We start from the raw sequence: 23162 nt of genomic DNA, 5'->3' as shown, positions 1-23162 counted from the left end.
TACGTTAATCGGAAGTAGATGTAGGATTTTTGCTACATTTAGTAGAACTAGAAGTTAGTAGGCAAACCATGGAGGGGTAATTAATGGATAAGGTCGGTCAATTTCTACGGAATTGGATCATTCCCGACAGGTCCATAATTTTATTTTGTGCTGTATTATTAGTTTTCGTCTGAAGTGGTGCTTTATGGCAGATACGAATAACAAGTTCATACGGGGTATAGCTCACTTGGTTAGAGCGCTTTGTTGACATATGGAAGGACGGTAAACATGATTGGCGAAAATTATTCAGCAGCGTTGAATGGACTCCAATTTGTAACTAAAGAACGCTGGGAGGCTATGACACAAAACAAGGAACGTTTTTTAAAAAATGACTTAGAAAATCCGTGTAATTTTCCTTATATGGATCAGGCTGTGGCTGAATCCTGGATCAGATCTCGCAGATTAGGGGTAAATCCTTTTGAGCCGCTAATTTGTAAGTACTTAGATAGTGAAGAACTTGAGATGGTTTTGCAAAAAAATAAGCTGCTGATAGATATTACCCAAAATTTTTTTAACTCTTTTAAAAAACTGGCGGATTCTTCAGGTTACTCACTGTATTTATTTGATAAAGATGGCGTGTCACTGCTATATAATGGCGTTATGTATCAAAACAAAGACTCTGGCTGGCTTGTGGGTAAACCAGGAATAATTCGCAATGAAAGTACAGTTGGAACTTGTGCTCATGTATTAAGTATGCGGTATAAACGTCCAATACAGATAATCGGGCCGGAGCAGTATTGCGTTGCTTTTAAAAATATGATTGGATCATCGGCTCCCATATTGGACGCGAAAGGCGAAGTAATTGCTACCCTGGTGCTGAATCAGGAGTTGATTAATCCAACCTTTGACAGCAATTATCAAAAGTTGTGTATTCACACTCTGGGCCTAATTATGGCGATGGCAGAAGCCATTCAAGTTCAAATTGAGCTTAAAAAAAATAATCAGTACATAAGTTCTGTCAATAATGATCTTAGACTAGCGCATGATACACTTGAAGCCACTCTGGATTGCATCGATGAAGGTATTGTCAACGTAAATCAAACAGGTCAGATAATTCGAATGAATCAGCAGGGTCTGCGGATTTTTAATTTGGAGCCAAATCTAATGGCCAAGAAAAATATTAGGGACTTTCTGGATGAAAATTCTAATCTTATGAAATTTATTTCTAAAGGGGAAAAAACCAGTATTGAAGAAATTATTTGCACAAATCACGATGAACAACCTTATATTATAGATATTCATCCGGTTTTAAATCAAGATACCTGCCAATTAACCGGAGCGATACTCAGATTCAATCATGTAAAAAAAATCAATGCTATGGTAAACCGTAGATCAGGCGCCATGGCAAGCTATCATTTTGCCGATATAATCGGTGAGAGTAAGGCCATGAAAAAAGCGATTGAGCTGGGAAAGCGATTTGCTGGTTTGCAGGAAACCATTTCATTGTTGGGGGAAAGTGGAACAGGCAAAGAAATGTTTGCCCAGGCTATTCATAATAAGTGTTGTCCGCAGGGTCCGTTTATAGCGGTTAATTGTTCTGCGCTGCCGCGAGACTTGATTGAAAGTGAATTGTTTGGCTATGAAGGCGCCAGTTTTACTGGTGCTGATCGAAACGGCCGGCCAGGGAAAATTGAGTTGGCTAATGGAGGTACACTTTTTCTGGATGAAATTGGGGATATGCCGCTGGAACTTCAACCGGTTTTATTAAGAGTTATAGATAATAAGCAGGTTATGCGCATAGGTGGCCGGAACTATAAAAAAGTTGATTTTAATATAATTGCTGCTACCAATAAAGATTTGGACAAAGTAATAGAAGCGGGTTTGTTCCGCGAAGATCTTTTTTTTCGCTTATCGGTTTTAACTATAAAGCTGCCATCGCTACGGGAAAGAGAAAATGATGTCGAAATCCTCAGTAATTATTTTATCGAAAAATATTGCAAAAAGATTGGCCGCCAAGTTCCTCAGGTAAATGCTGCTGCCAAGGGAAAAATACTAAGCTATAGTTGGCCGGGAAATGTCCGGCAATTAGAAAACGCTATGATTTATGCCATAAATGTCAGCCAGGATAATACCATCACGCTGGAATGTCTGCCTGATACCATATTGAAGGAGAAGTCTGGCGAGCTTGATAGAAAAAGTGCAGCTGAAAGGGAAAATGCCCTACTTTCGATGGAGAGCTGGGAAAAAACAGGAATACAGATTGCGCTAATGCGGACGAATAATAATATTCCCCTGGCAGCTGATTTGCTGGAAATATCTAAGGCTACATTATATAGAAAGATAAAAGATTACAATATGAGAATTTAAATCAGGTATTTTCAGGGCTAGACACGAACTTAAAATAGGATAAGAAATCATCACTTCCAGTTTTATGGTAAAAGAGCTGGGAGTGTTTTTTTATGTATATGAAAAATGCATTTTATATGTTCTGGTACCATTTTGAAAACGGGTGGAGCTTTTTACTAAAAGTTTAAATTTGAGAAAAAAGTTTAAATTTTTTACTAAATAAGCTGAAACGATAGTCCGCAAAAGCTGCTATACCAGCTTTTGCGGGTGAGGGACAGTTGGCATTGAACTTGCAATTAATATATAGGGCTTGCCAAGCAACAATCGCTAAAGACATGATTTTACTGAAAGAAGGTGAGTGGTTCAGCTGACATATGAAGAGGTTCATACCTGATTATTTAGCGGTAGAGGAGAGAACAGATGAAACAACTAGTACTTAACAGAAGACAGTTCCTCAAAGCGACTGCCATAACCGGGATTGCGGCATCGTTCAGCGGCTCGTTGAAGGGATTCATGCGAGGTGAAGCCGCAGAGGAGCCTGCGAAAACAGCGGCGACAAAGGTCATCAGGACATGTTGCCGAGGGTGTATCGGCAAGTGTGGTATCCTGGCCCATGTGAAAGATGGCCGCCTGATAAAGCTGGAAGGCGATCCGGATCAGCCAATGACCAGAGGCAAGGTGTGTGCCAAAGGGCTTGCCGGCCTACAGGCTCTTTATAATCCCAACCGCAACAAGTACCCAATGGTTCGTGTTGGTGAGCGGGGTGAGAACAAATGGAAGCGTGTCTCATGGGAAGAGGCGATTGATACAATTGCTAAGAAACTTATGGAAATTCGTGAAAAGTATGGAGCAGAGGCCGTTCTTTGTACTACCGGCGGTGGCGGAAATCCGGAATTTGGCAGTGTTAGAAGGTTCGCCAGTGTGTTCGGAACGCCAAACTGGTTCGAGCCAGGTGCTCAGCAATGCTATATGCCAAGGACAGTATGCTATAACATGATTTATGGAAATACAGATATGAAGTACCAAACCACCAGTATTGCTGACAGCGAGGGCCATGAAATTTACTTCTACGACGATACGCCGATGAAGACTTTAGTGATTTGGGGGTCGTGTCCTGCGAACAACAGTCCGTCACAGGGCGGACGGGCCGTTGTAGAACTTAGGGCGCGGGGCGTGCAGACTGTCGTGGTCGATCCACGATTTACAGCAGATGCTGCTAAGGCAGATGTCTGGCTGCCGATCAGACCGGGCACCGATGTGGCGCTTGAACTTTGCTGGATTCGGTATATTATCGAACATAAACTCTACGACGAAGAATTTGTAATGAAATGGTCCAATCTCCCATTCCTCGTAAACACGCAGACCAAAATGTGTCTCCGCGAAAGCGATATCATGCCTGGCGGTGATTCTAATACCTATGTGGTGTGGGATAAGAAGACGCAATCAGCGAAGCCATTGCCTTATCCATGGGATGACAATCTCGATCCCGAACTGTTCGGGACTTTTTCGGTAAACGGTGTTGAATGTAAGACCGGGTTCCAGCTTTATAAGGAGCGGTGTGAGCCTTTTACTCTCGAAAAAGCGGCAGAAATCTGCTGGCTCGATGCGGGCATGATCGAAAAAGCAATAAAAATCTATGCCCAGGGCCCTGGTGGCCTCTGTCTTGGTGTTGCAACAGACCAGCATCCTCAATCGGCCCAGGCCGCTATGGCAGCCTGTGCACTTGACTTAATAATGGGGTATGTGCAAAAACCAGGGACACTCCTGCAGAACTTTGGGGACGTCAAATTTGGCGACTCTGCGGTTTCGCCGCTTTATAAATTATTACCTGCTGAACAATTCAGGAAACGGCTGGGTGGTGCTGAGTACAAGGGCGCGAATTCGTGGGGATCTTGCCATAATCCAACTGTTCTGCAGGCAATTAAGACAGGGGAACCGTATCCGGTTCGTGCATGGCTTGAACGCTCCGGTAACAAGCTCGCTGTGCTTGGTAATGCATCGTCATGGATTGAAGCCTTGGAGAAAATGGAATTCATCGTTCACATGTATATGTATCCTACATCATTCTCGGCTTATGCAGATGTTCTATTGCCGGTTCAGGAGTGGCTGGAGTCGGATTATGTCGTCCCACCGCTCAACATGCTGTTTGTTCGGCAAGCTGTTACGCACACTTATGAGACCATGAACGAAACTGTAATCTGGGCCAAAATTGCTAAGCGGTGTGGAGAATTGGGGCATCAGGCCTGCAAAGACTCCTTTGACCCGGCGAAGACGGCGCCGGAGCAGCCGTATTGGAACTCGATGGAAGAATTTCTGGACTATAATTGCAAGCTCAAACTGGGAATGACTTTTAAGGAACTCGCGGAAAAAGTACCTTACGAAGCCATGCCTATTGACAAATGGCGTAAGTATTACACCTATAAGGAGATCGATCCGAAGACCGGGAAGCCTAAGGGTTTTGGACGGCCAAGCAAAAAAGTTGAGATTTATGGTGAAGCATTCATCACTCTGGCCCGGACAGGGGCTCCTTACGCTCCATATCCGTTGCCGCCGGCATCAAAAGACTATGATCCACTGCCTTATTTCGAGGAACCTCACGAAAGTCCGCTTGAAGGCAGTGAACTCGCCAAGAAATTTCCATTAGTCATGACTAATGGCAGGCTTCCCTATTTCCACCACGGGACCTTGCGGAACGTTCCGTGGCTAAGAGAAATTTATCCTGCACCGGAAATCTGGATTCACTCCAAGTCGGCAGCGAAGTATGGCGTGTCCCAGGGAGACTGGGTGAATGTCGAGTCGCTGCGCGGCAAAATTAAGGCCAAGGCCTGGGTGACGGAAGGAATCAATCCGGGAGTTGTTTACATGGAACGGTTTTGGACGCCGGAAACCTTGAACACTGATACTCATGGCTGGAAAGAAGTGAACGTCAACGTACTTTCCAAGAATGATGCTCCGTTCAATGATGTAATAGGTACTTACACCCTGCGAGGATATCTTGTCAAGGTATCGAAAGCCGACGGGCCGCCTAAAGGCGTTTGGCTGAAACCAGAGGAGTTCAAGCAATGGCTTCCTGAGCCGTCTGATCCTACTCCTTTGAAAGATAAGGAGGTGTAATTATGTCACAAAGAACTATGGTAGTGGATTTAGATCGCTGCATTGGCTGTAAATCCTGTGAGGTAGCATGCAAACAGGAAAATGGAGTCGTCCTCGGATGTACATGGAATAAAGTGTTGACGGTGGGACCGACAGGCACGTATCCGAACATACAAATGTACTATCTGCCGGCCATGTGCCAAGAGTGTAAAGATCCGCAATGCGTCAAGGTATGTCCGACAGGGGCGTCCTATAAGAGTGCGGATGGAACTGTCCTCGTTGATAAAGAAAAATGTATCGGTTGCCGGTATTGCATGATGGCCTGCCCCTATGGAGTCCGCACCTTCAACGAAGAGACCAAGGTAGTGGAAAAGTGCACGCTGTGTACCCAGTTGCAGGCCGTTGGCGAGCAGCCGGCTTGTGTTAAGAATTGTCCGGCTGGGTGCCGATTTGTTGGCGACATCGACGACCCGAACAGTGAAGTAGCAAAAGTAATCCAAAAAGCTGGCAGTGACAGCGTGCATGTTCTACCTGATGTGGGAAACCGTCCTTCTGCCCGGTATATCCTGCACAGTAAGATTGCTACATGGAAGGAGTGATAACATGAGTATTCAATGGCCATTGGTTTTCTTTACACTATTTGTTGGACTGGGGTGCGGAACCTTTGTCGGCGCTGTTGTTCTGACCGAATGGTGTGGCAAGGCAAGGCAAATCAGAACAATAAGTTCGATACTTGCGATTGTGGCCTTAGGTATTGGCGGTATGTCAAGCACTCTGCACTTAGGTCATCCGGAACGGATGTTTGGTGCACTGGGTCATCCAACCTCCGGAATCTTTATGGAGTCGACGATGATTTTCCTGGTAGGTCTGACCATCTTTATTTATTTACTGGCCTTGAGGAGAAACGCAGCTGCTGTGACATGTAAAATAATCGCAACCGTCGGGGCGGTACTTGCGGTCGTGCTTGCCTTTGTGAATGGTGATGCGTATGTGATGGCGTCCATACCTGCCTGGAACACCTGGATTCTACCGGTATTTTATGTAGCTTCGGCAGCGGTTATGGGTTGTTTTTGTACCGGTGTGCTGCTTGCACGCACAGAAGACGTCGACACAACTGCACTAGCAATGATCAAACAGGCTGCACTGATTGCAATCGCAATCCAAACGGTGCTGCTCATTGCGTACTTAGGACATATAGCTGCTGCTCCTTATCCTGATGTGACTCGATCAGTCGCGCGGGTTTTGGCTGGTAATCTGGCATCGCTCTTCTGGGGCGGATTGGTGCTGATCGGTTTATTGGTTCCTGCAGTGCTGATGACGAAGTTTTACACGAAAAATACGGCGAGTATCTCGCCGCTTACATCGGTCAAGCTCGGTCTGCTCTCCGTTTTGGCAGCAGGCGTTGCCTTTCGAGTAATGATGTTCTTACTCGGAAGTAGTATTAAGCAGTTTTTTTAAATTATGAACGTGGGGAAGAAATGAGGTATTTCTTCCCTGACTTTCATAACAAAAATGGGGGAAAAAAGTGGAGAAAATAGCAGAGTACTCAGCGATTATCGCCAACAGGGAGAAACTATATCAGTTTCTGGGGCGACTCTACAAGATTGAAGTTGATCAAACCTTGCTGAAGCAGATGGAAGATATGTGCTTTCCCGCCGAGTGCGGTGAAGATGAACTTGCCGGAGGATACCGGATGCTTGAAGAGTATCTCCGTCATCCTGGAAACGATCCCTTGACTGATTTGGCTGTGGACTACGCGAGGGTATTTCTTGGTGCGGGGATAGTCGGAAACGAAGCTGCGTATCCATACGAGTCGGTTTACACAAGTCCGAAGCGGCTCATCATGCAAGAGGCTCGGGATCAAGTGATGGCGGCATACCGGGCAAAAGGCCTGACCAAGGTGGAAACGCAAGATGTTCCGGAAGATCATATCGCCCTTGAACTTGAATTCATGGCCTACCTGTGTCGCGGGACACAACAGGCCTTAGATACAGATGATTGGGCGGCAGTCTCAGTCTATATTGAGGAGCAGCTGGGCTTTCTTACAAAGCATCTTTTGAACTGGGTTCCGGCGTTATGTGCCGACATTGAGAAGTATGCCGGGACAGATTTTTATAAAGCTTTGGCCAAAGTCACCACTGGCTACTTGCGCCTCGAACGTAACATTCTCGAAGATATGCTTGCCGAAACTACCGTAGAGGTCAAGCATAAATGCTGACCTGTTCCACCCGGCGTACCTTTCTCAAAATGACCGGAGGAGTTGCGGTTCTTCTTGGCCTTGGCGGGGCTTTAACGGTTCTCCCGCGCAAAGCCCTTCTTCGTCCTCCGGGAGGACAGAACGAGGCAGCTTTTATCTCCAGATGCCTTAGATGTGACCGCTGCCGCAGTGTCTGCCCAACTTCCGTGATCGGTCTGGCGAATTTATCGGACAGCATCCTGGATGCGCGTACACCGGTAATGAAGTTTCATCTCGGGTACTGCAACTTTTGCAATAAATGTGTCGAGGTCTGTCCTACCCAAGCCTTAAAACCTTTTGACAGTACGACTGTGAAGATTGGACTGGCGACCGTGCAGCAGGACACCTGCATTGCATGGGACTCACGTGGTTGTATGGTGTGCCTGAACGCGTGCCCCTATCACGCGATCACGCTTGATGGTCAGGGGCATCCGGTGGTCGATTCCCATACCTGCAATGGCTGCGGCCTTTGCGAAAAAGTCTGCCCCGCACTGGTGATGAGGTCATACATTGGCGGCAATGTTCGCGGTATCGTCGTCACACCCATTGTCCGGAAAGGTGACGAAAGCGTATGAGCAGAAATAGAACAAGAACGCTGAGAATAACAACCATGGCGGTCGTGGCTGTCACTATTATTATTGGTGCGGTCAAAAATGCCGGTACGGGGTCTCTTTCCGCGTTCGGAGTGGAGAATATCGCCGCAATTTGCCCTCTGGGCTACCTGGAAACGGCGCTTGCCGGCCGGGAGCTCCTGCCGCATTTGCTAGTTTCGTTTCTCGTGATTGCCGGACTGACTGCGTTGTTGGGGCGTGTCTTTTGCGGCTGGATCTGTCCTATTCCCCTAGTGCGCAAATTAGTAGTCAACAAAGTCGATGAAGGCCAGCAGAGCTTTACGAATAGTACCACCAATGATGATTCGGCGCAGGCAATTCTTGCAGACGGAGAAATAACAACGGCTTCCGGCTCTCAGGAGAGTTCAGGTACAGAAAAGAATTCTACTTCAGGGCTGGTTATTCTCGGTGTAACCTTGGGATCTTCCGCCATCTTCGGGTTTCCCGTATTTTGTCTCATCTGTCCAATTGGACTCGTTTTCGGGACTTTGTTTGCCCTGATCCGTCTCCTGCATTTCAACGAGCCGTCGTTCGATCTTATTGTTTTCCCCGTTATAATCATTGTTGAACTTGTGCTCCTGAAAAAGTGGTGCAGCAAATTATGTCCTGTCGGAGCGCTGCTCAGCCTCTTTAGCAGGTTCAACCGCACGCTTGTGCCTACGGTGGATCGTTCTCTTTGTCTGGAAGAAAGCCATGATACCAAGTGTCAGCGATGCCGCAGTGCCTGCAGCTTTGACGTGGATCTTAAGAATGGCAGTGGAACAGGTGGTATCAGCGACTGCATTAAGTGCAGAGAATGTGCAGATCATTGTCCTGTTCAGGCGATTCGATTTCCCTGGAGGTGAAAGAAGTACATGTTGTCTAAACTTGAACAATTTACAGAAGCCTGTGCCAAGCTTGACAAGCGGGGTATAGTTATGCATGAAAAACGGTGCCTGCGCAAGCGGCATCTTCATAGCTCTTGTCGGCTCTGTTCCTCGGTCTGCCCCAGTGGCGCCATTACCTGCGAGGAAGATCTTGCCTTACTGGCTGAAAAGTGTACCGGATGCGGTGCCTGCACTTCGGTCTGCCCCAGCGGTGCCCTCGCTGCAAAACTGCCTTCTAACAAAGAGCTACACTCCCTTGTCGCACTCCACGTGCAAAATTCGGGAGCGGTCGCCTTTGCTTGTGAGGCCTACCTCAAGACTCATCCCACTGAGCGTCAGCGCGCTATTGCCGTGCAGTGTATCGCCCGGTGTGAGGAATCCATTCTTGTCGATGCGGTTCTTCGAGGCGCAACCAACGTGTCTATCATCAATGCCTCTTGTGCAAATTGTTCGCAGAGCAAGCTTTGCGTTCTGGTTCAGACAATGGCTGATACGGCAAACCAGTTACTGGAATACTGGAAGTATCCTAACGTGATTGCGCTTGTCCAGAAGATTCCGGAAAAAATCAAACCCCTGCCTGTCACAGAAGGGGAGGCAACAGGTATATCTCGCCGAGCCTTTCTCACCGCTTTTAAGAGAAAAAGTGAGAGCCTCGTTACCCAGGTGCTGCCGGAAATCGTCTTCGGTACTGCTGACAAGCGCCCGGAAGATAGTAACGGACTGCAAAATCCCATGGGAGAGCCTAAGTATTTGCCGGAAAAGTGGTGCTCGTTGCTTAACTCTCTAAAGCAACTCCAGAACATGACGGCATCTACGGGCTTTCAAAGCAGTCTTTGGGGGGATATTCGCATTGCCGACAACTGCAATGGCTGTGGAGCCTGTGCGGAGGCCTGTCCAACTGCGGCCATCATTATTTTCAAGCAGGATGACCTTTGCAGCATCTCTCTGGATATGTCGCGCTGCACGCAGTGTGGTTTATGCAAAGATATCTGTTGCTGTGAAAGTATCAAAATGCTCTCAACTGTCGATCTTGACGCAATGCTTGCCCAGATTCCGCGCGTAGTCATCGAAAAAAGAAAAGAAGATATTGATAACTTATTGGAGCCACTAGAACAGCGTATGGCGCGTTTATTGGGTTGCGTGGTTAAGAATTGAGATAAAAAGAGTGTCAGTTAACATACCGGACTATATTTTCATTGGTTCATACGGGAATTTCTATAAGAAAGGGGAACGGAAATATGCTTAATTTCAGTATGCCAGAATTAGGTGTAATACTAGTTATTGCTCTTATTGTATTCGGACCGGGGAAGCTGCCTGAGGCGGGTAAAGCACTAGGCAAAGGGCTTAGTGAGCTAAGACAGGCCGTATCGGGTGAGCCGCCTAATGTTATAAATATTGAGGGTAAGTCAACAGAAAACAAACCGGGTGAAACAAAATAGTGAGAAGGCATAGATAACCGATACTTAGAATTTATGGTTTACTAGGATAACTCGGCTCCCATCAAGCGCCAGAGGATTGGTGCTTGATGGGAGCCGAGTTATCGTAAGATAGTATATGAAAGGTCAAATTTTAAATAAATCTTGACTATCACTGCCAAATTATTCTATAATTTGATTTAAGTCAAATAACGAGGTGATAGCAATGGCCCGACCACCACAAGATCCCCAATTACGAATTACTGAGATTTTAAATGCTGCCGAACCTTTGTTTTATTCAAAAGGTTACCAGGAAACTAGTATCAGTGATATCGTAACAAGCATGGGTGTAGCACACGGAACAATCTATTACTATTTTAAATCAAAAGAAGAGATATTAGAGGCGTTGCTTGAACGTTATCTTTTGATTTTTGTAGCAGAAGTTAAAACGAAGCTTCGGACTGATAATATTACTCCACCATGTAAAATTCAGCTCATAATCCAGATCCTCTTAAAGAGTATTTGTCGAGATAAAAAATTATTGTTTGAGTTTCTTTATAATGATCGTACGATTCATTTTCTCGATAAGTTAGCACGCCAAGGCAAACAAGTAACAAATCTTTTATTCCTGGAAACTATTGAAGAAGGGAATCAAAAAAAATATTTTCAAACAGTGCATCCACAAGCTGCAGTAAATATCATTCAAGCCATAATGGAGTCTTTGATTAATGCGCTTTATGAAAAATCCTCAAAAGAATTGCTCATATATCAGTTTAAACTAGCAGAAGAGCTTATTGAACATGTATTGGGAGCGAAACAGGGAACAATAGCTATCATTATCGAATAAAATATAATAAACGCTAGCCAGCAATAGTCTGGTGAGCGCCTTTTTTTGCCTATTAATTGACTCGAATCAAATAATGATGAAATGGTGTCTGGTAGCAGCCTAAACTAGGATAACAAGGAGGAATCAATATAATGTATTCGATGATCCAGGGGATTCCCGTTTCAGTAGACTCTCCATTATCGCACGATAAAATTAGCCAATTAGTTGCTGAAATGAGGCAAATGTGGAATTGGGAGGGACGAAGCATTGGAAAAATCGAGATTAATAGTATAGGTGACATGCTGCATGTTTATATTTATGAACCCCCGTCTGTTAAGGTTATCCATAAAATATGAGGAGTGAGATAATGGTGAAAATCAATTTTTTAACTAACGTATCTAAAAAAAAACTGTATTACGGCTTACTTGCAGCTGGAGTAAGCATATGCATTATCGGTATCGGTATTACGTTGGTACAACATAGCCGTCCCCAAACAGTAGCTGAAGAAATTCCAATTGTGCGTACCGCTGTAGTTGGCAATGGTAGCAGGGACATACCAGGTTATACATATTCAGGGGAAGTACGTGGCCGCTATGAAAGTCAACTAGCTTTTCAGGTTACTGGAAAAATTATAAAACGAAATGTTCAGCTTGGAAGCGCAGTGAATACTGGCGAACTATTAATGCAAATTGATCCTAAGGATCTTCAACAGACGGTAAACAGTAATTCAGCACAAGTTTCTGCTGCTGAATCACAGCTTAAACTTGCCGAAAGCAACTTGAACCGTTACCGTCAACTGTTAGAATCCGGGGCTATCAGCCGTGCGCAATATGACCAATACGCCAGTTCCTATGAAGTGGCACTTGCTGGCGTTCGGCAGGCTTCTGCCCAGTACGCACAGGGTTCCAATCAATTAGATTATAGTCTCTTGCTGGCTGATAAGCCGGGAGTCGTTTCCAGTATAGCAGCTGAGGCGGGACAGGTTGTTAGTGCCGGACAAACTGTCATTACAGTGGTGCAAGACGGTGAACGCGAGGTGGAAATCAGTGTTCCAGAAAATCGCATAGAAGAATTGCGTACTGCCGGACAAATTAAAGTTACTTTTTGGGCTCTGCCGAACGTAACAGTAAATGGCAGTATTAGAGAAATTGCTCCCATGGCAGATCAAACGACTCGTACCTTCAAAGTGCGCGTTAGCTTACTCAATCCTCCGTCAGAAATAAAACTGGGAATGACTGCCGCCGCAACTATAGCTGGTAATACACAACCGACCGTAACTATTCCGCTGGCAGCTGTTTATCAAGACGGAAATACACCAGAAGTATGGGTGGTAAAGGAGAACGTACTCACCTTGCAGCCAATTCAAACTGGCAATATTGGCAATGGGACCATTCAAGTAATCAGTGGCCTCCAACAAGGTGACCGGATTGTAATTTCAGGAGTCCATAAACTCAAAGAAGGGCAAAAGGTGAAAATTGGCGGTGACTCATTATGAAAGACTTTAATCTAACAGAATGGGCCCTAGAGCACAAACATTTTCTTTATTTCTTTATCGTACTTTTCTTTATTGCCGGTATTGTTTCTTATAATAAATTAGGACGGATGGAAGACCCTGATTTTACAATCAAACAAATGGTAGTAACAGTTGCCTGGCCGGGAGCTACCGCTCAGCAAATGGAGGAGCAGGTTACTGATAAAGTCGAAAAAAAGCTTCAGGATTTACCTGGTCTTGATTACCTGAAAAGCTATTCCACTCCAGGAGTCAGTGTTATCTATGTTAATCTAAAAGATACGGTACCTAAAAAAGACGTCCGCAGCAGATGGGTAGAGGCTCGGAATATGGTTAATGATATGGCCGGTACGTTACCAACGGGAGTTACATCGCCTCAATTTAATGACCGGTTTGACGAAGTTTACGGTGTCGTATATGCCTTAACAGGTGACGGCTATTCGTATGAAGAAATGCGGGAAAAAGCCGAAAAGATTCGCCGCATTTTGCTTGACGTTCCCAGTGTAAAAAAAGTGCAGTTACTTGGGGTACAAACCGAGAAAATATATATTGAAATAGAGAATCGTAAGCTGGCTCAATTGGGGATTGACCCCAGCCTAATCACCTCCACGCTTGAGGCCCAAAACACCATGGCAGCCGCCGGTATGCTTGAAACGGTTTCTGACAATTTATATCTGCGAATCACAGGGATGTTTGAGAACCTTGATAACATCAGCAATACGCCTATTCAAGCTAATGGGCGTACCTTCCGGCTAGGTGATATTGCCAAAGTTACCCGTGCCTACGCAGAGCCAAGTGACCCTAAATTTTATTATAATGGTGCACCGGCTTTGGGTATTTCGCTGGCGATGGAATCAGGCGGCAATATTCTTACCCTCGGAGAAAATCTGGAGAAAACCATTGAGCAGATCAAACAGGAACTGCCTGCCGGGCTGGAAATTCATCAAACTGTCAATCAACCCAAAGTAGTAGAAACATCAATTGACGAGTTTGTCGAGTCGCTGGCGGAAGCTATTCTGATTGTCCTGATTGTCAGCTTTGTCAGTCTTGGTATGCGTTCTGGCATTATTGTGGCGTTGTGCATTCCCTTGGTTATTGCTGTAGTATTTACCGTCATGAACCTGATGGGTATTGACCTGCAAAGAATTTCTCTGGGAGCCCTTATCATCGCATTAGGACTATTGGTTGATGATGCGATCATTACTATTGAAACTATGGTGGTAAAACTGGAAGAAGGCTGGAGCCGGTTTAATGCGGCTTGTTTTGCCTATACTTCTACCGCCTATCCACGCTTAACCGGTGAACTTGTAACCTGTGCCGGTTTCATTCCGGTTGGTTTTGCTCCTGGCAGTGCATCGGAGTATTGTGCCACCATCTTCTCGGTAGTAGTGATTGCGTTACTTACCTCCTGGATTGTGGCTGGAACAGCTACCCCCTTATTAGGCTATCTATTTATAAAGATCAAACCAAGAGCCACTGACGATGCAGAATCAAATCTACATAATTCAAAATTTTATCTGTTATTTAAAGATGTTTTAATTTGGTGTCTGCAGCATCGCAAGTTAGTGCTGACAGCCACTGTGGCTTGCTTTATCGCATCAATTGGCTTACTGGGATTGGTCAAAAAAGAATTTTTTCCGGCCTCAACCCGGCCGGAACTTATTATCCAATTAAAATTGCAGGAAGGTGCTACAGTCAAAAACAGTGATGAAATCGCTTGTCAGGTTGCAAAAAAACTTGAGGGTGATCCAGCGATTGCTTATTATACATATCATGTCGGGGAAGGAGCCCCCCGTTTTGTCTTAAGTTTTGAGCCTACTTTTAATAAAACTAACTTTTCTGAATTCGTCATCGTCGCCAAAGATGCTACGGCCCGAAACCAGTTACAGGTCAAGTTAAGCAAGTTAATAAATGATGAGTTTCCTGATGTGCAAGCTCATTTTAAGGTTATTGGAAATGGACCAAGCTCGGACTATCCGGTGATGTTGCGGGTAAGAGGTTACGATCATGATAAAGTGAGAGAAATTGCAAAACAAGTTAAAACAGTCATGGCGGCTAATCCAAATGTAAAAAATACAAATTTAAACTGGGATGAAAAAAGCAAAGTTTTGCATTTAGAAATTGATCAGGATAAAGCCAGAAAGTTAGGTATTGCTTCTCAATCACTGGCCATGTCTCTTCAATCCCAGTTATCAGGGGCAACTATTTCTCAATTTAGGGAAGGCGACAAAACTATTAGTATGGTATTTCGCTTTGATGCCGATGACCGTAATGATCCTTCCCGTCTGAAAGACTTTAATATTCATCTTGGTAATGGCAAATATGTACCTCTTGACCAAATTGCGAAAATCAGTTTTGATGCGGAAGATGGGTTAATTTATCGCTATAATCTTAAACCTATGATCATCGTGCAGGCAGAAATCAATCCTGGCATAACCGGTGACGATGTGGCAGAACAAATATACAATAATCTTGCCGATTTGCGTGCATCCTTACCGTTGGGTTACAGCATTGAATACGATGGTTCTAAGGAATCCAGCATTAAGGCGTCCAAGTTTATGGCTGAACCCATACCGATGATGATTATTGCGATTATGATTCTACTCATGATCCAACTGCAGAATATACCGAAGATGATATTAACGCTTCTGACGGCTCCGCTTGGTATCATTGGGGTAACGATTGGACTGTTATTAACAGGCAAGCCGATGGGTTTTGTTGTCCAATTGGGGATTTTGGCTTTGGCTGGAATTATTATGCGGAATACAGTCATTTTGATGGATCAGATTGATCAACAGCTGGAAACAGGGGAGTCCATGTGGGATGCCATTATTAACGCCACAGTCATCCGGCTTCGCCCAATCCTGCTAACAGCGGCGGCTGCAATCTTAGGAATGGTTCCTTTAGTACCCAGCATTTTCTGGGGCCCGATGGCGGTGGCGATTGCGGCTGGCCTGTTGGGTGCCACCGTTTTAACCCTGCTGGTATTGCCAGTTATGTATGCTGCCTGGTATAAAGCGCAACCGGGTGTTCCTGAGCAGGATTATTCAAAAGCTACTAATAGTAGTTCGGTTTGATCGTACAATTAAATTCAGAGAATATGTCATCGTATTTATATTGGAAGGGGAGTTGTTAAGTATGGATGTACTGTATAAGAAAATTTTAGTGCCTATTGACGGTTCACGAAATTCACTTGTGGCTTTATCACACGCGGTTGCAATCGCGCGTTCCTTTGCTGCCGAAATCACTATTCTTTATGTATCGGCTTTGTCGCAGCAAGTTCCCTTATATGACCAAGTTAAGGGTTCTAAAATTCCAGCCAATGCCTCTACAGATCCAGTAAACTTTGCTAAGAAAATAATTGCAGAGGCTTTAAAACACGTTCCAGAAGGCATTCGAGTGCAAACACACAATGAACTTGGCGAACCACGCATCGTTATTACAGAAACTGCGCAACAAAATGGCTATGATATCATCGTCATCGGCAGCCGAGGGTTAGGAACCATTGAAGGATTACTCCTGGGGAGTGTCAGCAGCTATGTCGTTCGTAACTCCCACTGTCCTGTTTTGGTTGTTAAATAGGTTTTCTAGTGATTAATCAGGATAAGGAGTTCGGAATCGATGTAAATATCTGCGGTATTGAAATTAATGCATGTGACTAGAAAAGACCAGGTTGAAGAGATTCAATAATATGCTCTATCTGAGGTTGAATTTCAAAGGAGAGCGTGCTATGGAAAAATTTCGTTCAATGTTAGTGCCGTTTGATGGTTCGGAGCATTCCCAGCGAGCGTTGAAATGTGCGATATATCTGGCAGAGCTTTGTCAGGCCAAAATCGAATTACTGTGTGTAGTTGATCTTACCTCAGAAGTTTCCGCGTTTGAGCAGGTGAGGATTGGCGGCTATATTTCGGATGATAGTAAAGCGGCGGAGCGGACTATTTTGAATGAGGCTCAAAGTCAGGTGTCGCATACCCTGCAGCCGGAGAATATTTTAGAAATTGAGGAGTTTACCGACTTACTAGCAAATTTTCATATAAAAAATGGAGAGCCTACCGAAGTAATAGTGAATTTTTGTCGGGAAAATAACTATGATTTAATCATCATGGGCAGCAAGGGCCGCGGGGGTATAAAACAGCTTTTGGGCAGCGTGAGCAGTTATGTTTTGTGTCATGCTCCCTGTCCGGTAGTAGTGGTTAGATAGTAGACTACCAATCATCTAGGGCGAAACCCTATACGAATTACTTTTTATTTTTTCCAATTCTCCAGTTGATAACTTATTGTATTTATGCTAAGATTAGCCCACCTGACCATGGTCAGGTGGGCTAATCTATTTTGGAGGATTGATCTATGTCCGAACATAACTTAATAAAAATAGCGATTAAGCATTTTTTACAATTCGGCTATGAAGGAACAAAATTATCTCATATTGCTGAAGAGGCTGGAATGAAAAAACAGTCGCTCTATTTCCACTTTAAGAACAAAGATGACTTATTATTACAAGTTAACAAAACGGTACTTGAAGAGGAAATCGATTTTTTACAGATGTTTTTCAATAGAAACATAGATTTGTCATTAAAAGATACATTATACCTTTTATTAATTGACTATAAAAGCCGTTATCTTGACAAGGACAACAACGGTTTCCTGTTCTTATTAACTTTTATTCCGCCGGATTCGCTGCAGAACTACTTTTCGCAAAATTACCATTTATTCTTAGCTAATTTAAAGAATATATTACAACCGAAATTTTTGGAAGAGGAAAATTTACGCATTAACCCGGATGACGGACCAACTTCATTTATTACGTTATTGGATGGTTTATTTACGCAACTGATTTTTGAAACACCAAAGGACTTTGATAATTCATTACGCATATTCTGGGACATTTACTGGAATGGGCTTATCAAAAAATAATAACAAAAAAAGAAGGATGATTAACATGAACGATATGGCGGCAGAACAAAGTTTATGGAATAAAGATTTTATTATGTTAGCCTTATCAAATTTACTGCTATTTATGGTTTTTGAAATGTTAATGCCTATATTACCGGTTTTTATATCCAATAATGGAGGAACCAATTCACAAGTTGGTCTGATTATGGGGTCGTTTACATTATCAGCAATAGTTATCCGCTTGCTAATCGGTAGACTGGGAGGTAGTTTTAATAAAAAAGTGTTGCTCATTCTGGGGGTTACCAGTTGCATGCTGGCCACTGGTTTCTATTATTGGAGTAACTCTAGCCTGAGTACTTTGGCTATTCGCCTGCTGCATGGCGTGGGATTTGGTGTGGCAACTACGTTATATGCAACATTTGCCGCTGCCTCCATCCCGTCAGGTCGGCAAGGCGAAGGCCTTGGTTATTTCGGGGTAGGCGAAACTATGGGTATCTCGGTTGGCCCTTTATTAGGTGTTTGGCTCATAAATCAACATGGTGTTGCCAGCGGCTTTGGAGTTGGTACAATCATTTTGTTATTTGCCGTTTTGTGTACTTTAGGAATTTCCTGTCCACTGGCGACCGATGGTGAGGCAAAGCTCTCCCCGCAGGAAATACAGAAAAGAAATTTGCTGATTGAACATTTTATAGAAAAACGTGTATTGCTGCAGTCTGGCCTAGCCCTATTACTGGGCATGTCTTTCGCTGGCATCGTGTCTTTTGTTGTCTTATATGCCAAAGAAGCTGCAATTCCCAATGTCGCCTATTTCTTTTTTGTTAATGCTTTAGCTGGATTGCTTGTACGCGTTGTCGCGGGAAAGATATTTGATCAAAGAGGACCGGGAATTCTTATCGGAGCTTCTGCAATTCTTTGTAGTGCCGGCACTTTTTTGTTGGCCATGGCTTCGACCACGACTTCCCTCATTATCGCCGCTGCTTTATATGGAACAGGTATGGGCGCTGTATTTCCTGCCTTACAAGCTTGGTGCATCAATGTTGTGCCGACAGCTCGACGTGAGCACGCAATGGGTACTTTATTGAATTTTTTTGATTTTGGCATTGGAATAGGAGCTATTTTACTGGGGGCTATAGCTGCAATGACCACTTATTCAATAATGTATATGTCTTCAATATTGTTTTTCATCGTCTATTGGTTTCTATATATGTCTTATGGTAGACGGCAAAACTCGATTATCGCTGTCAAGTCCTAAAATGGAGAGTAATCTATATTGTTTGCTATAGTATGCTATAAAAAAGAATAGATTCAGAATAAGGATATAGAAGAAATTTTATGAGTATCAAAGTAATAAATATAGGTTTTGGAAATGTTGTTTTTATAGGAGTGTTTCGCAAACTGTGTAAATGGAATAATCATCAGGATTATTGGGTAAGCTAACTCATGCTTTTACTCATACACAGGATAGGGCAACGCAGAGGTGCGGCCCGAGCGGCGTGTGAGGTTAGGCGAGGCGGCGATGCTCATGAGGGCGTCGCCTTTCTTGACGCCGCCTTGGAAAACAAAAGCGATAAACCTCGGGGGTTTGGGGGCAGCGCCCCCGTACTTAGCTGATGCGTGTCTGCTGGAACCTGTCATCGAAAATCACCGCCTTAATATCTTTGTATGATACATATTTTGTGGAGTTGCGGATTTGATGAATAACGCAGAGTTGTTGCTCTGTCTTATTACTACGCAGATTGTCCAGAAACAAAACGCACAAATATATATGAAGCGCACAACGTGCGCACGAAAAGGTGAGATGATTGTGGAATTTGTAGAACCGATTCGCGACCGCAACCAACTGAGTAACATGAAAAACTATTTGAAAGGCCGCAATTTACGGGACTGGCTGCTTTTTATATTAGGCATTAATAGCGGTCTTAGGATAAGTGATCTACTTTCATTACAGGTTGAGGACGTGAAAGAGTGCAATCGGATTAAGCTGTGGGAAAAGAAACTGGAAAATTTAAAGACTTTCCAATTTCTGAGAACTGTAGAGAGACAATCCAGAAATATCTTGAGAACACGGGATTAGTGTCCGGCCCCCTTTTTCTTAGCAGTAAAGCTGGGGGGAGTAAAGGGACGGGGACAATACCCCGTCAGCAGGCACATAGAGTGATTCGTGAGGCCGCTAGGGCGACTGGAATTTCTGAAGCAATAAGTGCAGAGACACTGCGAAAGACATATGAATATTGGGCTTTTTCGCATGCGGCGGAGGTAACGTGTAGGCAGGAGCAGCCGTCTTCGGCGCCTGCGGGTAGAAGTAAAGGAAAATTTACGGCAGAAGAATTAGACTAAGTATATTTTCATGTTAATCTATAGGTTCTTTATGACTTTCTATTGAAGGCTGTAATCACTTGCGGCTCGATGCTTAAAGGAGAGGCAGCGTTGCCGCAGAATCCTCGGATCAAGTAACAAAAAAGTGCAATTCACCTATCAGTAGGTGGATTGCACTTTTTTTCGTGTGAGCTGATTTTTTGCCAGACAAGACTATATGTCAAAATCACACACGTTTTGTCAGTTTTATATAAATAAAAATATATGGGTGTCTGTTGCAGTATTCGAGATCAGTTTCTTAATTCAACACGGAAGGAACTGATCAAATTGTCGAAAAATCACCCAGGGGGTGATATATTTTTCTAAAAATTCTTGGTAATATGTTCATAAATAATAGGATATCAATTAAATCATATACAAATGAACAAAAATGGATTTATTTATTAGGTTATATTAAGTATAAATGCAATAAATTAGAAAATAGCAGTGAAAAAACTTTCTTAATGATAAAATACAATATATTTTTATCTATAAATATAACTTAAACTGACAAAATGTGATTATGTAATATTCATTTACGCAAGAGACATGGTTGTTTGCCTACGAGATTGAAATCGCAGGGAAATATACTCATTGCCGGACATGTCGATGTCAATCGCCTGCTCCTGTGTAATTTTCTTGGACTACCGATCAAGAACAGGTTTCGAATCAACTAAAAACATGGTTGGTTGAATATTATTGCATTACGAATTTCGGGTTTCGGGTGGGAGCCGTGAACTTTATTGACCCGGCTTCTCTATGAAACTCGCAAGACGTAAATGGCCAATTGCGAAGAAACCACAGAAAAAGCAGTAGTTGGTAAGTTATAAAAAGGCATAGCGATTTTTTCAAAGTTCCTGCTTTGATAAATTGGTATGCCTTTTTATATTACCCCGAGGGACAAGCTATTTTCTTTGTCCACCACGCAGATTGGAAGACCCTCTGCTTTGGCTGTGGACGAGCTATCAATATGAAAATGGAAAGGGGGGGATCATCGAATTCAGATGACCAATGCCGACCCCAATTTTGATCGGGCCGACCTGACCTGGTTCGACAGCCCGACCGTATACAGTGCGGCGTTTGACGACAAGAAAGGCCTGGGATATGGTCTGGAATGGACGGTATTTGACAACGGCATTCTCACATGCATGTACAACGACTGGAAAAAGTCAGCGACGAGACGCCGCAAAAGAACATCATTGTCAACCTGGTTTATCAATTCTAATCGGGTCGCCGCCCCGCAAGGGCAGCTCTGAACAACAAGCTTCATGCGGTTTCTTGCAAACAAACCGTAAATCTGGCATACGAGGATGATACTTTGAAACGCAAAAGGTATTACCAAGGCGGAAAACTGATGTCGCTACTGACATTGTCGGTGCTACTGGTGAGTGGGACAGGTTACGCCGCAACTTCGCCGAATATCGGCAGCGCCATCGAAAGCGCCAAGTCACCGGTGAGTCAGCAACCAGCAGAAAAACTCCCCGCCATTATGGTGGAAGGGCAACTCCCAGCCCCGCAGGAAAGCGGCGATGCGCAGAAAATTTCCGTCCGCGGCTTCCGCATCGGCGGCGAATCGCCAGTGCCGGAAAGTGAACTTCTGAAAATGATTCAAAGTGAGAGCGGCAAAGACTTAACTCTTAGCCAGCTGAACGCGCTGGCAGGAAAGCTCACCCAGCACTTCAGGCAGAAAGGGTACATTGTTGCCTACGCCTACATCCCGGCCCAGGACATTGTGGGCGGCATTGTGGAAATCGTCGTCATTCCCGGCAAATACGGACAGATCAAAGTGAGCGGCGATGCCCATATCGGCAAGGAACGCCTCACGGCCATGCTGTCTTGTGCTAAGCCCGGCATGATTATCCGCCGCGCATCGCTTGAGCGGGCACTGCTTCTGGTTAACGACCTTTCCGGCGTGTCGGTGAAGGCCACCCTGAAACCGGGGGAAACGACCGGCACCGCCGACTTAGTCCTGGAGACAGCCGACACTGCCAAAACAAACGGCGCCGCTTACGCCGACAACTGGGGCAGCCGCTATACCGGTCGAACTCGGTACGGCTCGCAGTTTGCCATCAACAACTTCAGCGGCAACGGCGATGCCTTCAATCTGGGCGGCCTTACCACTGGCCAGGGCATTAACGACTACAACCTGGGCTACAGCGCTCAGCTCGGCCATGACGGCGCCAAAGCCGAAATTAAGTACTCTCATGTGGGTTACACCCTGGGCGATGCATTCTCCGATCTTGGAGCTACCGGCCGGGCGGTTGTGACCAGCTACGATATCAGCTATCCCTTTATTCGCGGCCGGGCCTTTAGTCTTTATGGCACCATAGGCTATGACGTCAAACATCTCCATGACGATATCGACGATTACTCCTACTATTTGCCCCGCACCAGCAAAATGTGGAACCTGGGCCTGTCCGGCAACTTCGCTGACAGCTGGCTGGGCGGCGGCATGAACGCTTTCAGTCTGACCCAGTACCGGGGTAAGTTGAGCTTTGACGACGCGTCGGCTTTGGCCAACGACGCCAGTACCGCCCAGACAAATGGCGATTTTGCCAAGACAGTGCTCACTTTCCAGCGCCAGCAATACGTGGCGAAAAATCTGAACTTCAACTTTAGCTTTATCGGTCAATTGGCCGATAAAAACCTTGATTCCTCGGAAAAACTCTTTCTCGGCGGCGCTGACGGCGTCCGGGCTTTTCCGCAAGGGGAAGCTTCCGGGGACGAGGGCTACAAATTGACCGGGGAATTCCGGTGGCAGTTGCCGGGCCTGTCGAAAGGGAAAAGCAATCTGTACCTGAACGCCTTCTATGATTACGGCAGCGTCATGATTAACAAGCGACCGTACAGCACCGACGCTAACCGACGCAGCCTGATGGGAGCTGGCCTGGGGCTTTTGTGGACGCGGACGCAGGATTTCGCCATCCGCATGGACTACGCCTGGAAACTGGGCAAGGAGGCAGCCACCAGCGACACCAATGCCAACGGTCGGTTATGGCTGCAGGGGATTAAATACTTTTAAGGGAGGCATA

At 44.9% G+C, this 23162-nt stretch carries 20 protein-coding genes; all 20 read left to right on the top strand.

The features are described from left to right. Positions 1–267: 267 nt before the first annotated feature. Positions 268–2346 carry a sigma-54-dependent Fis family transcriptional regulator gene (locus SALPA_RS04740; protein WP_145090319.1) on the top strand — a complete coding sequence of 693 codons (2079 nt, stop codon included), beginning with the start codon at positions 268–270 and terminating at the stop codon, positions 2344–2346. 399 nt (positions 2347–2745) lie between these two features. Then, on the top strand, positions 2746–5439 hold the full coding sequence (locus SALPA_RS04735) for a molybdopterin-dependent oxidoreductase (protein ID WP_145090316.1): 2694 nt from the start codon (positions 2746–2748) through the stop codon (positions 5437–5439). Between the two features lie 2 nt (positions 5440–5441). After that, positions 5442–6017 carry a 4Fe-4S dicluster domain-containing protein gene (locus tag SALPA_RS04730; protein ID WP_145090313.1) on the top strand — a complete coding sequence of 192 codons (576 nt, stop codon included), beginning with the start codon at positions 5442–5444 and terminating at the stop codon, positions 6015–6017. A 4-nt stretch (positions 6018–6021) separates the two neighbouring features. Beyond that, on the top strand, positions 6022–6876 hold the full coding sequence (locus tag SALPA_RS04725; protein ID WP_186450912.1) for a DmsC/YnfH family molybdoenzyme membrane anchor subunit: 855 nt from the start codon (positions 6022–6024) through the stop codon (positions 6874–6876). Between the two features lie 67 nt (positions 6877–6943). Beyond that, a complete protein-coding gene (locus SALPA_RS04720) occupies positions 6944–7636 on the top strand; it encodes a molecular chaperone (protein ID WP_145090307.1) in 693 nt (230 codons plus the stop codon). Then, positions 7630–8229 (top strand): 4Fe-4S dicluster domain-containing protein, encoded by a 600-nt coding sequence (locus SALPA_RS04715; RefSeq protein ID WP_145090304.1) that lies wholly within the window; start codon positions 7630–7632, stop codon positions 8227–8229. The genes SALPA_RS04720 and SALPA_RS04715 overlap by 7 nt, the downstream gene beginning before the upstream one ends. Then, complete coding sequence (locus tag SALPA_RS04710; protein ID WP_145090301.1) at positions 8226–9110, top strand: 4Fe-4S binding protein; 885 nt, start codon at positions 8226–8228, stop codon at positions 9108–9110. Before SALPA_RS04715 ends, SALPA_RS04710 begins: the two co-directional genes overlap by 4 nt. Positions 9111–9119: 9 nt before the next feature. After that, complete coding sequence (locus SALPA_RS04705; RefSeq protein WP_145090298.1) at positions 9120–10286, top strand: 4Fe-4S binding protein; 1167 nt, start codon at positions 9120–9122, stop codon at positions 10284–10286. 83 nt (positions 10287–10369) lie between these two features. Beyond that, a complete protein-coding gene (locus tag SALPA_RS04700; protein ID WP_145090294.1) occupies positions 10370–10570 on the top strand; it encodes a twin-arginine translocase TatA/TatE family subunit in 201 nt (66 codons plus the stop codon). Between the two features lie 202 nt (positions 10571–10772). After that, on the top strand, positions 10773–11393 hold the full coding sequence (locus tag SALPA_RS04695) for a TetR/AcrR family transcriptional regulator (RefSeq protein ID WP_145090292.1): 621 nt from the start codon (positions 10773–10775) through the stop codon (positions 11391–11393). A 131-nt stretch (positions 11394–11524) separates the two neighbouring features. Next, entirely contained in the window at positions 11525–11728 is a 204-nt protein-coding gene (locus SALPA_RS04690) for a hypothetical protein (protein WP_145090289.1), read from the top strand. Between the two features lie 11 nt (positions 11729–11739). Beyond that, positions 11740–12867 (top strand): efflux RND transporter periplasmic adaptor subunit, encoded by a 1128-nt coding sequence (locus SALPA_RS04685; protein ID WP_145090286.1) that lies wholly within the window; start codon positions 11740–11742, stop codon positions 12865–12867. After that, a complete protein-coding gene (locus tag SALPA_RS04680) occupies positions 12864–15959 on the top strand; it encodes an efflux RND transporter permease subunit (protein ID WP_145090283.1) in 3096 nt (1031 codons plus the stop codon). The genes SALPA_RS04685 and SALPA_RS04680 overlap by 4 nt, the downstream gene beginning before the upstream one ends. 61 nt (positions 15960–16020) lie before the next feature. After that, positions 16021–16464 (top strand): universal stress protein, encoded by a 444-nt coding sequence (locus SALPA_RS04675; protein WP_186450911.1) that lies wholly within the window; start codon positions 16021–16023, stop codon positions 16462–16464. A 148-nt stretch (positions 16465–16612) separates the two neighbouring features. Continuing rightward, positions 16613–17083 carry a universal stress protein gene (locus SALPA_RS04670; protein ID WP_186450910.1) on the top strand — a complete coding sequence of 157 codons (471 nt, stop codon included), beginning with the start codon at positions 16613–16615 and terminating at the stop codon, positions 17081–17083. A gap of 146 nt (positions 17084–17229) precedes the next feature. Then, on the top strand, positions 17230–17796 hold the full coding sequence (locus tag SALPA_RS04665) for a TetR/AcrR family transcriptional regulator (protein ID WP_145090272.1): 567 nt from the start codon (positions 17230–17232) through the stop codon (positions 17794–17796). Positions 17797–17821: 25 nt separating this feature from the next. Further along, a complete protein-coding gene (locus SALPA_RS04660) occupies positions 17822–19027 on the top strand; it encodes an MFS transporter (protein WP_186450909.1) in 1206 nt (401 codons plus the stop codon). 438 nt (positions 19028–19465) lie between these two features. Beyond that, positions 19466–19849: a hypothetical protein gene (locus SALPA_RS31365; protein ID WP_255451461.1), complete on the top strand. Its 384-nt coding sequence runs from the start codon at positions 19466–19468 to the stop codon at positions 19847–19849. Between the two features lie 1285 nt (positions 19850–21134). After that, on the top strand, positions 21135–21386 hold the full coding sequence (locus SALPA_RS04650) for a hypothetical protein (RefSeq protein ID WP_145090266.1): 252 nt from the start codon (positions 21135–21137) through the stop codon (positions 21384–21386). Positions 21387–21484: 98 nt separating this feature from the next. Beyond that, a complete protein-coding gene (locus SALPA_RS04645) occupies positions 21485–23152 on the top strand; it encodes a ShlB/FhaC/HecB family hemolysin secretion/activation protein (protein WP_145090262.1) in 1668 nt (555 codons plus the stop codon). Positions 23153–23162: the final 10 nt, after the last annotated feature.

It is taken from the genome of Sporomusa sp. KB1, assembly GCF_007830295.1.
In the GTDB taxonomy this organism is placed as follows: Bacteria; Bacillota; Negativicutes; order Sporomusales; family Sporomusaceae; genus Sporomusa.
This window is presented reverse-complemented; position numbering and strand designations above follow the sequence as displayed.

Excerpts from the sequence above, each read along its gene's own strand:
- SALPA_RS04740 (WP_145090319.1), top strand. The coding sequence starts at position 268 with ATGATTGGCGAAAATTATTCAGCAGCGTTGAATGGACTCCAATTTGTA.
- SALPA_RS04735 (WP_145090316.1), top strand. The coding sequence starts at position 2,746 with ATGAAACAACTAGTACTTAACAGAAGACAGTTCCTCAAAGCGACTGCC.
- SALPA_RS04730 (WP_145090313.1), top strand. The coding sequence starts at position 5,442 with ATGTCACAAAGAACTATGGTAGTGGATTTAGATCGCTGCATTGGCTGT.
- SALPA_RS04725 (WP_186450912.1), top strand. The coding sequence starts at position 6,022 with ATGAGTATTCAATGGCCATTGGTTTTCTTTACACTATTTGTTGGACTG.
- SALPA_RS04715 (WP_145090304.1), top strand. The coding sequence starts at position 7,630 with ATGCTGACCTGTTCCACCCGGCGTACCTTTCTCAAAATGACCGGAGGA.
- SALPA_RS04710 (WP_145090301.1), top strand. The coding sequence starts at position 8,226 with ATGAGCAGAAATAGAACAAGAACGCTGAGAATAACAACCATGGCGGTC.
- SALPA_RS04705 (WP_145090298.1), top strand. The coding sequence starts at position 9,120 with ATGTTGTCTAAACTTGAACAATTTACAGAAGCCTGTGCCAAGCTTGAC.
- SALPA_RS04700 (WP_145090294.1), top strand. The coding sequence starts at position 10,370 with ATGCTTAATTTCAGTATGCCAGAATTAGGTGTAATACTAGTTATTGCT.
- SALPA_RS04695 (WP_145090292.1), top strand. The coding sequence starts at position 10,773 with ATGGCCCGACCACCACAAGATCCCCAATTACGAATTACTGAGATTTTA.
- SALPA_RS04690 (WP_145090289.1), top strand. The coding sequence starts at position 11,525 with ATGTATTCGATGATCCAGGGGATTCCCGTTTCAGTAGACTCTCCATTA.
- SALPA_RS04685 (WP_145090286.1), top strand. The coding sequence starts at position 11,740 with ATGGTGAAAATCAATTTTTTAACTAACGTATCTAAAAAAAAACTGTAT.
- SALPA_RS04680 (WP_145090283.1), top strand. The coding sequence starts at position 12,864 with ATGAAAGACTTTAATCTAACAGAATGGGCCCTAGAGCACAAACATTTT.
- SALPA_RS04675 (WP_186450911.1), top strand. The coding sequence starts at position 16,021 with ATGGATGTACTGTATAAGAAAATTTTAGTGCCTATTGACGGTTCACGA.
- SALPA_RS04670 (WP_186450910.1), top strand. The coding sequence starts at position 16,613 with ATGGAAAAATTTCGTTCAATGTTAGTGCCGTTTGATGGTTCGGAGCAT.
- SALPA_RS04665 (WP_145090272.1), top strand. The coding sequence starts at position 17,230 with ATGTCCGAACATAACTTAATAAAAATAGCGATTAAGCATTTTTTACAA.
- SALPA_RS04660 (WP_186450909.1), top strand. The coding sequence starts at position 17,822 with ATGAACGATATGGCGGCAGAACAAAGTTTATGGAATAAAGATTTTATT.
- SALPA_RS04650 (WP_145090266.1), top strand. The coding sequence starts at position 21,135 with ATGACCAATGCCGACCCCAATTTTGATCGGGCCGACCTGACCTGGTTC.
- SALPA_RS04645 (WP_145090262.1), top strand. The coding sequence starts at position 21,485 with ATGTCGCTACTGACATTGTCGGTGCTACTGGTGAGTGGGACAGGTTAC.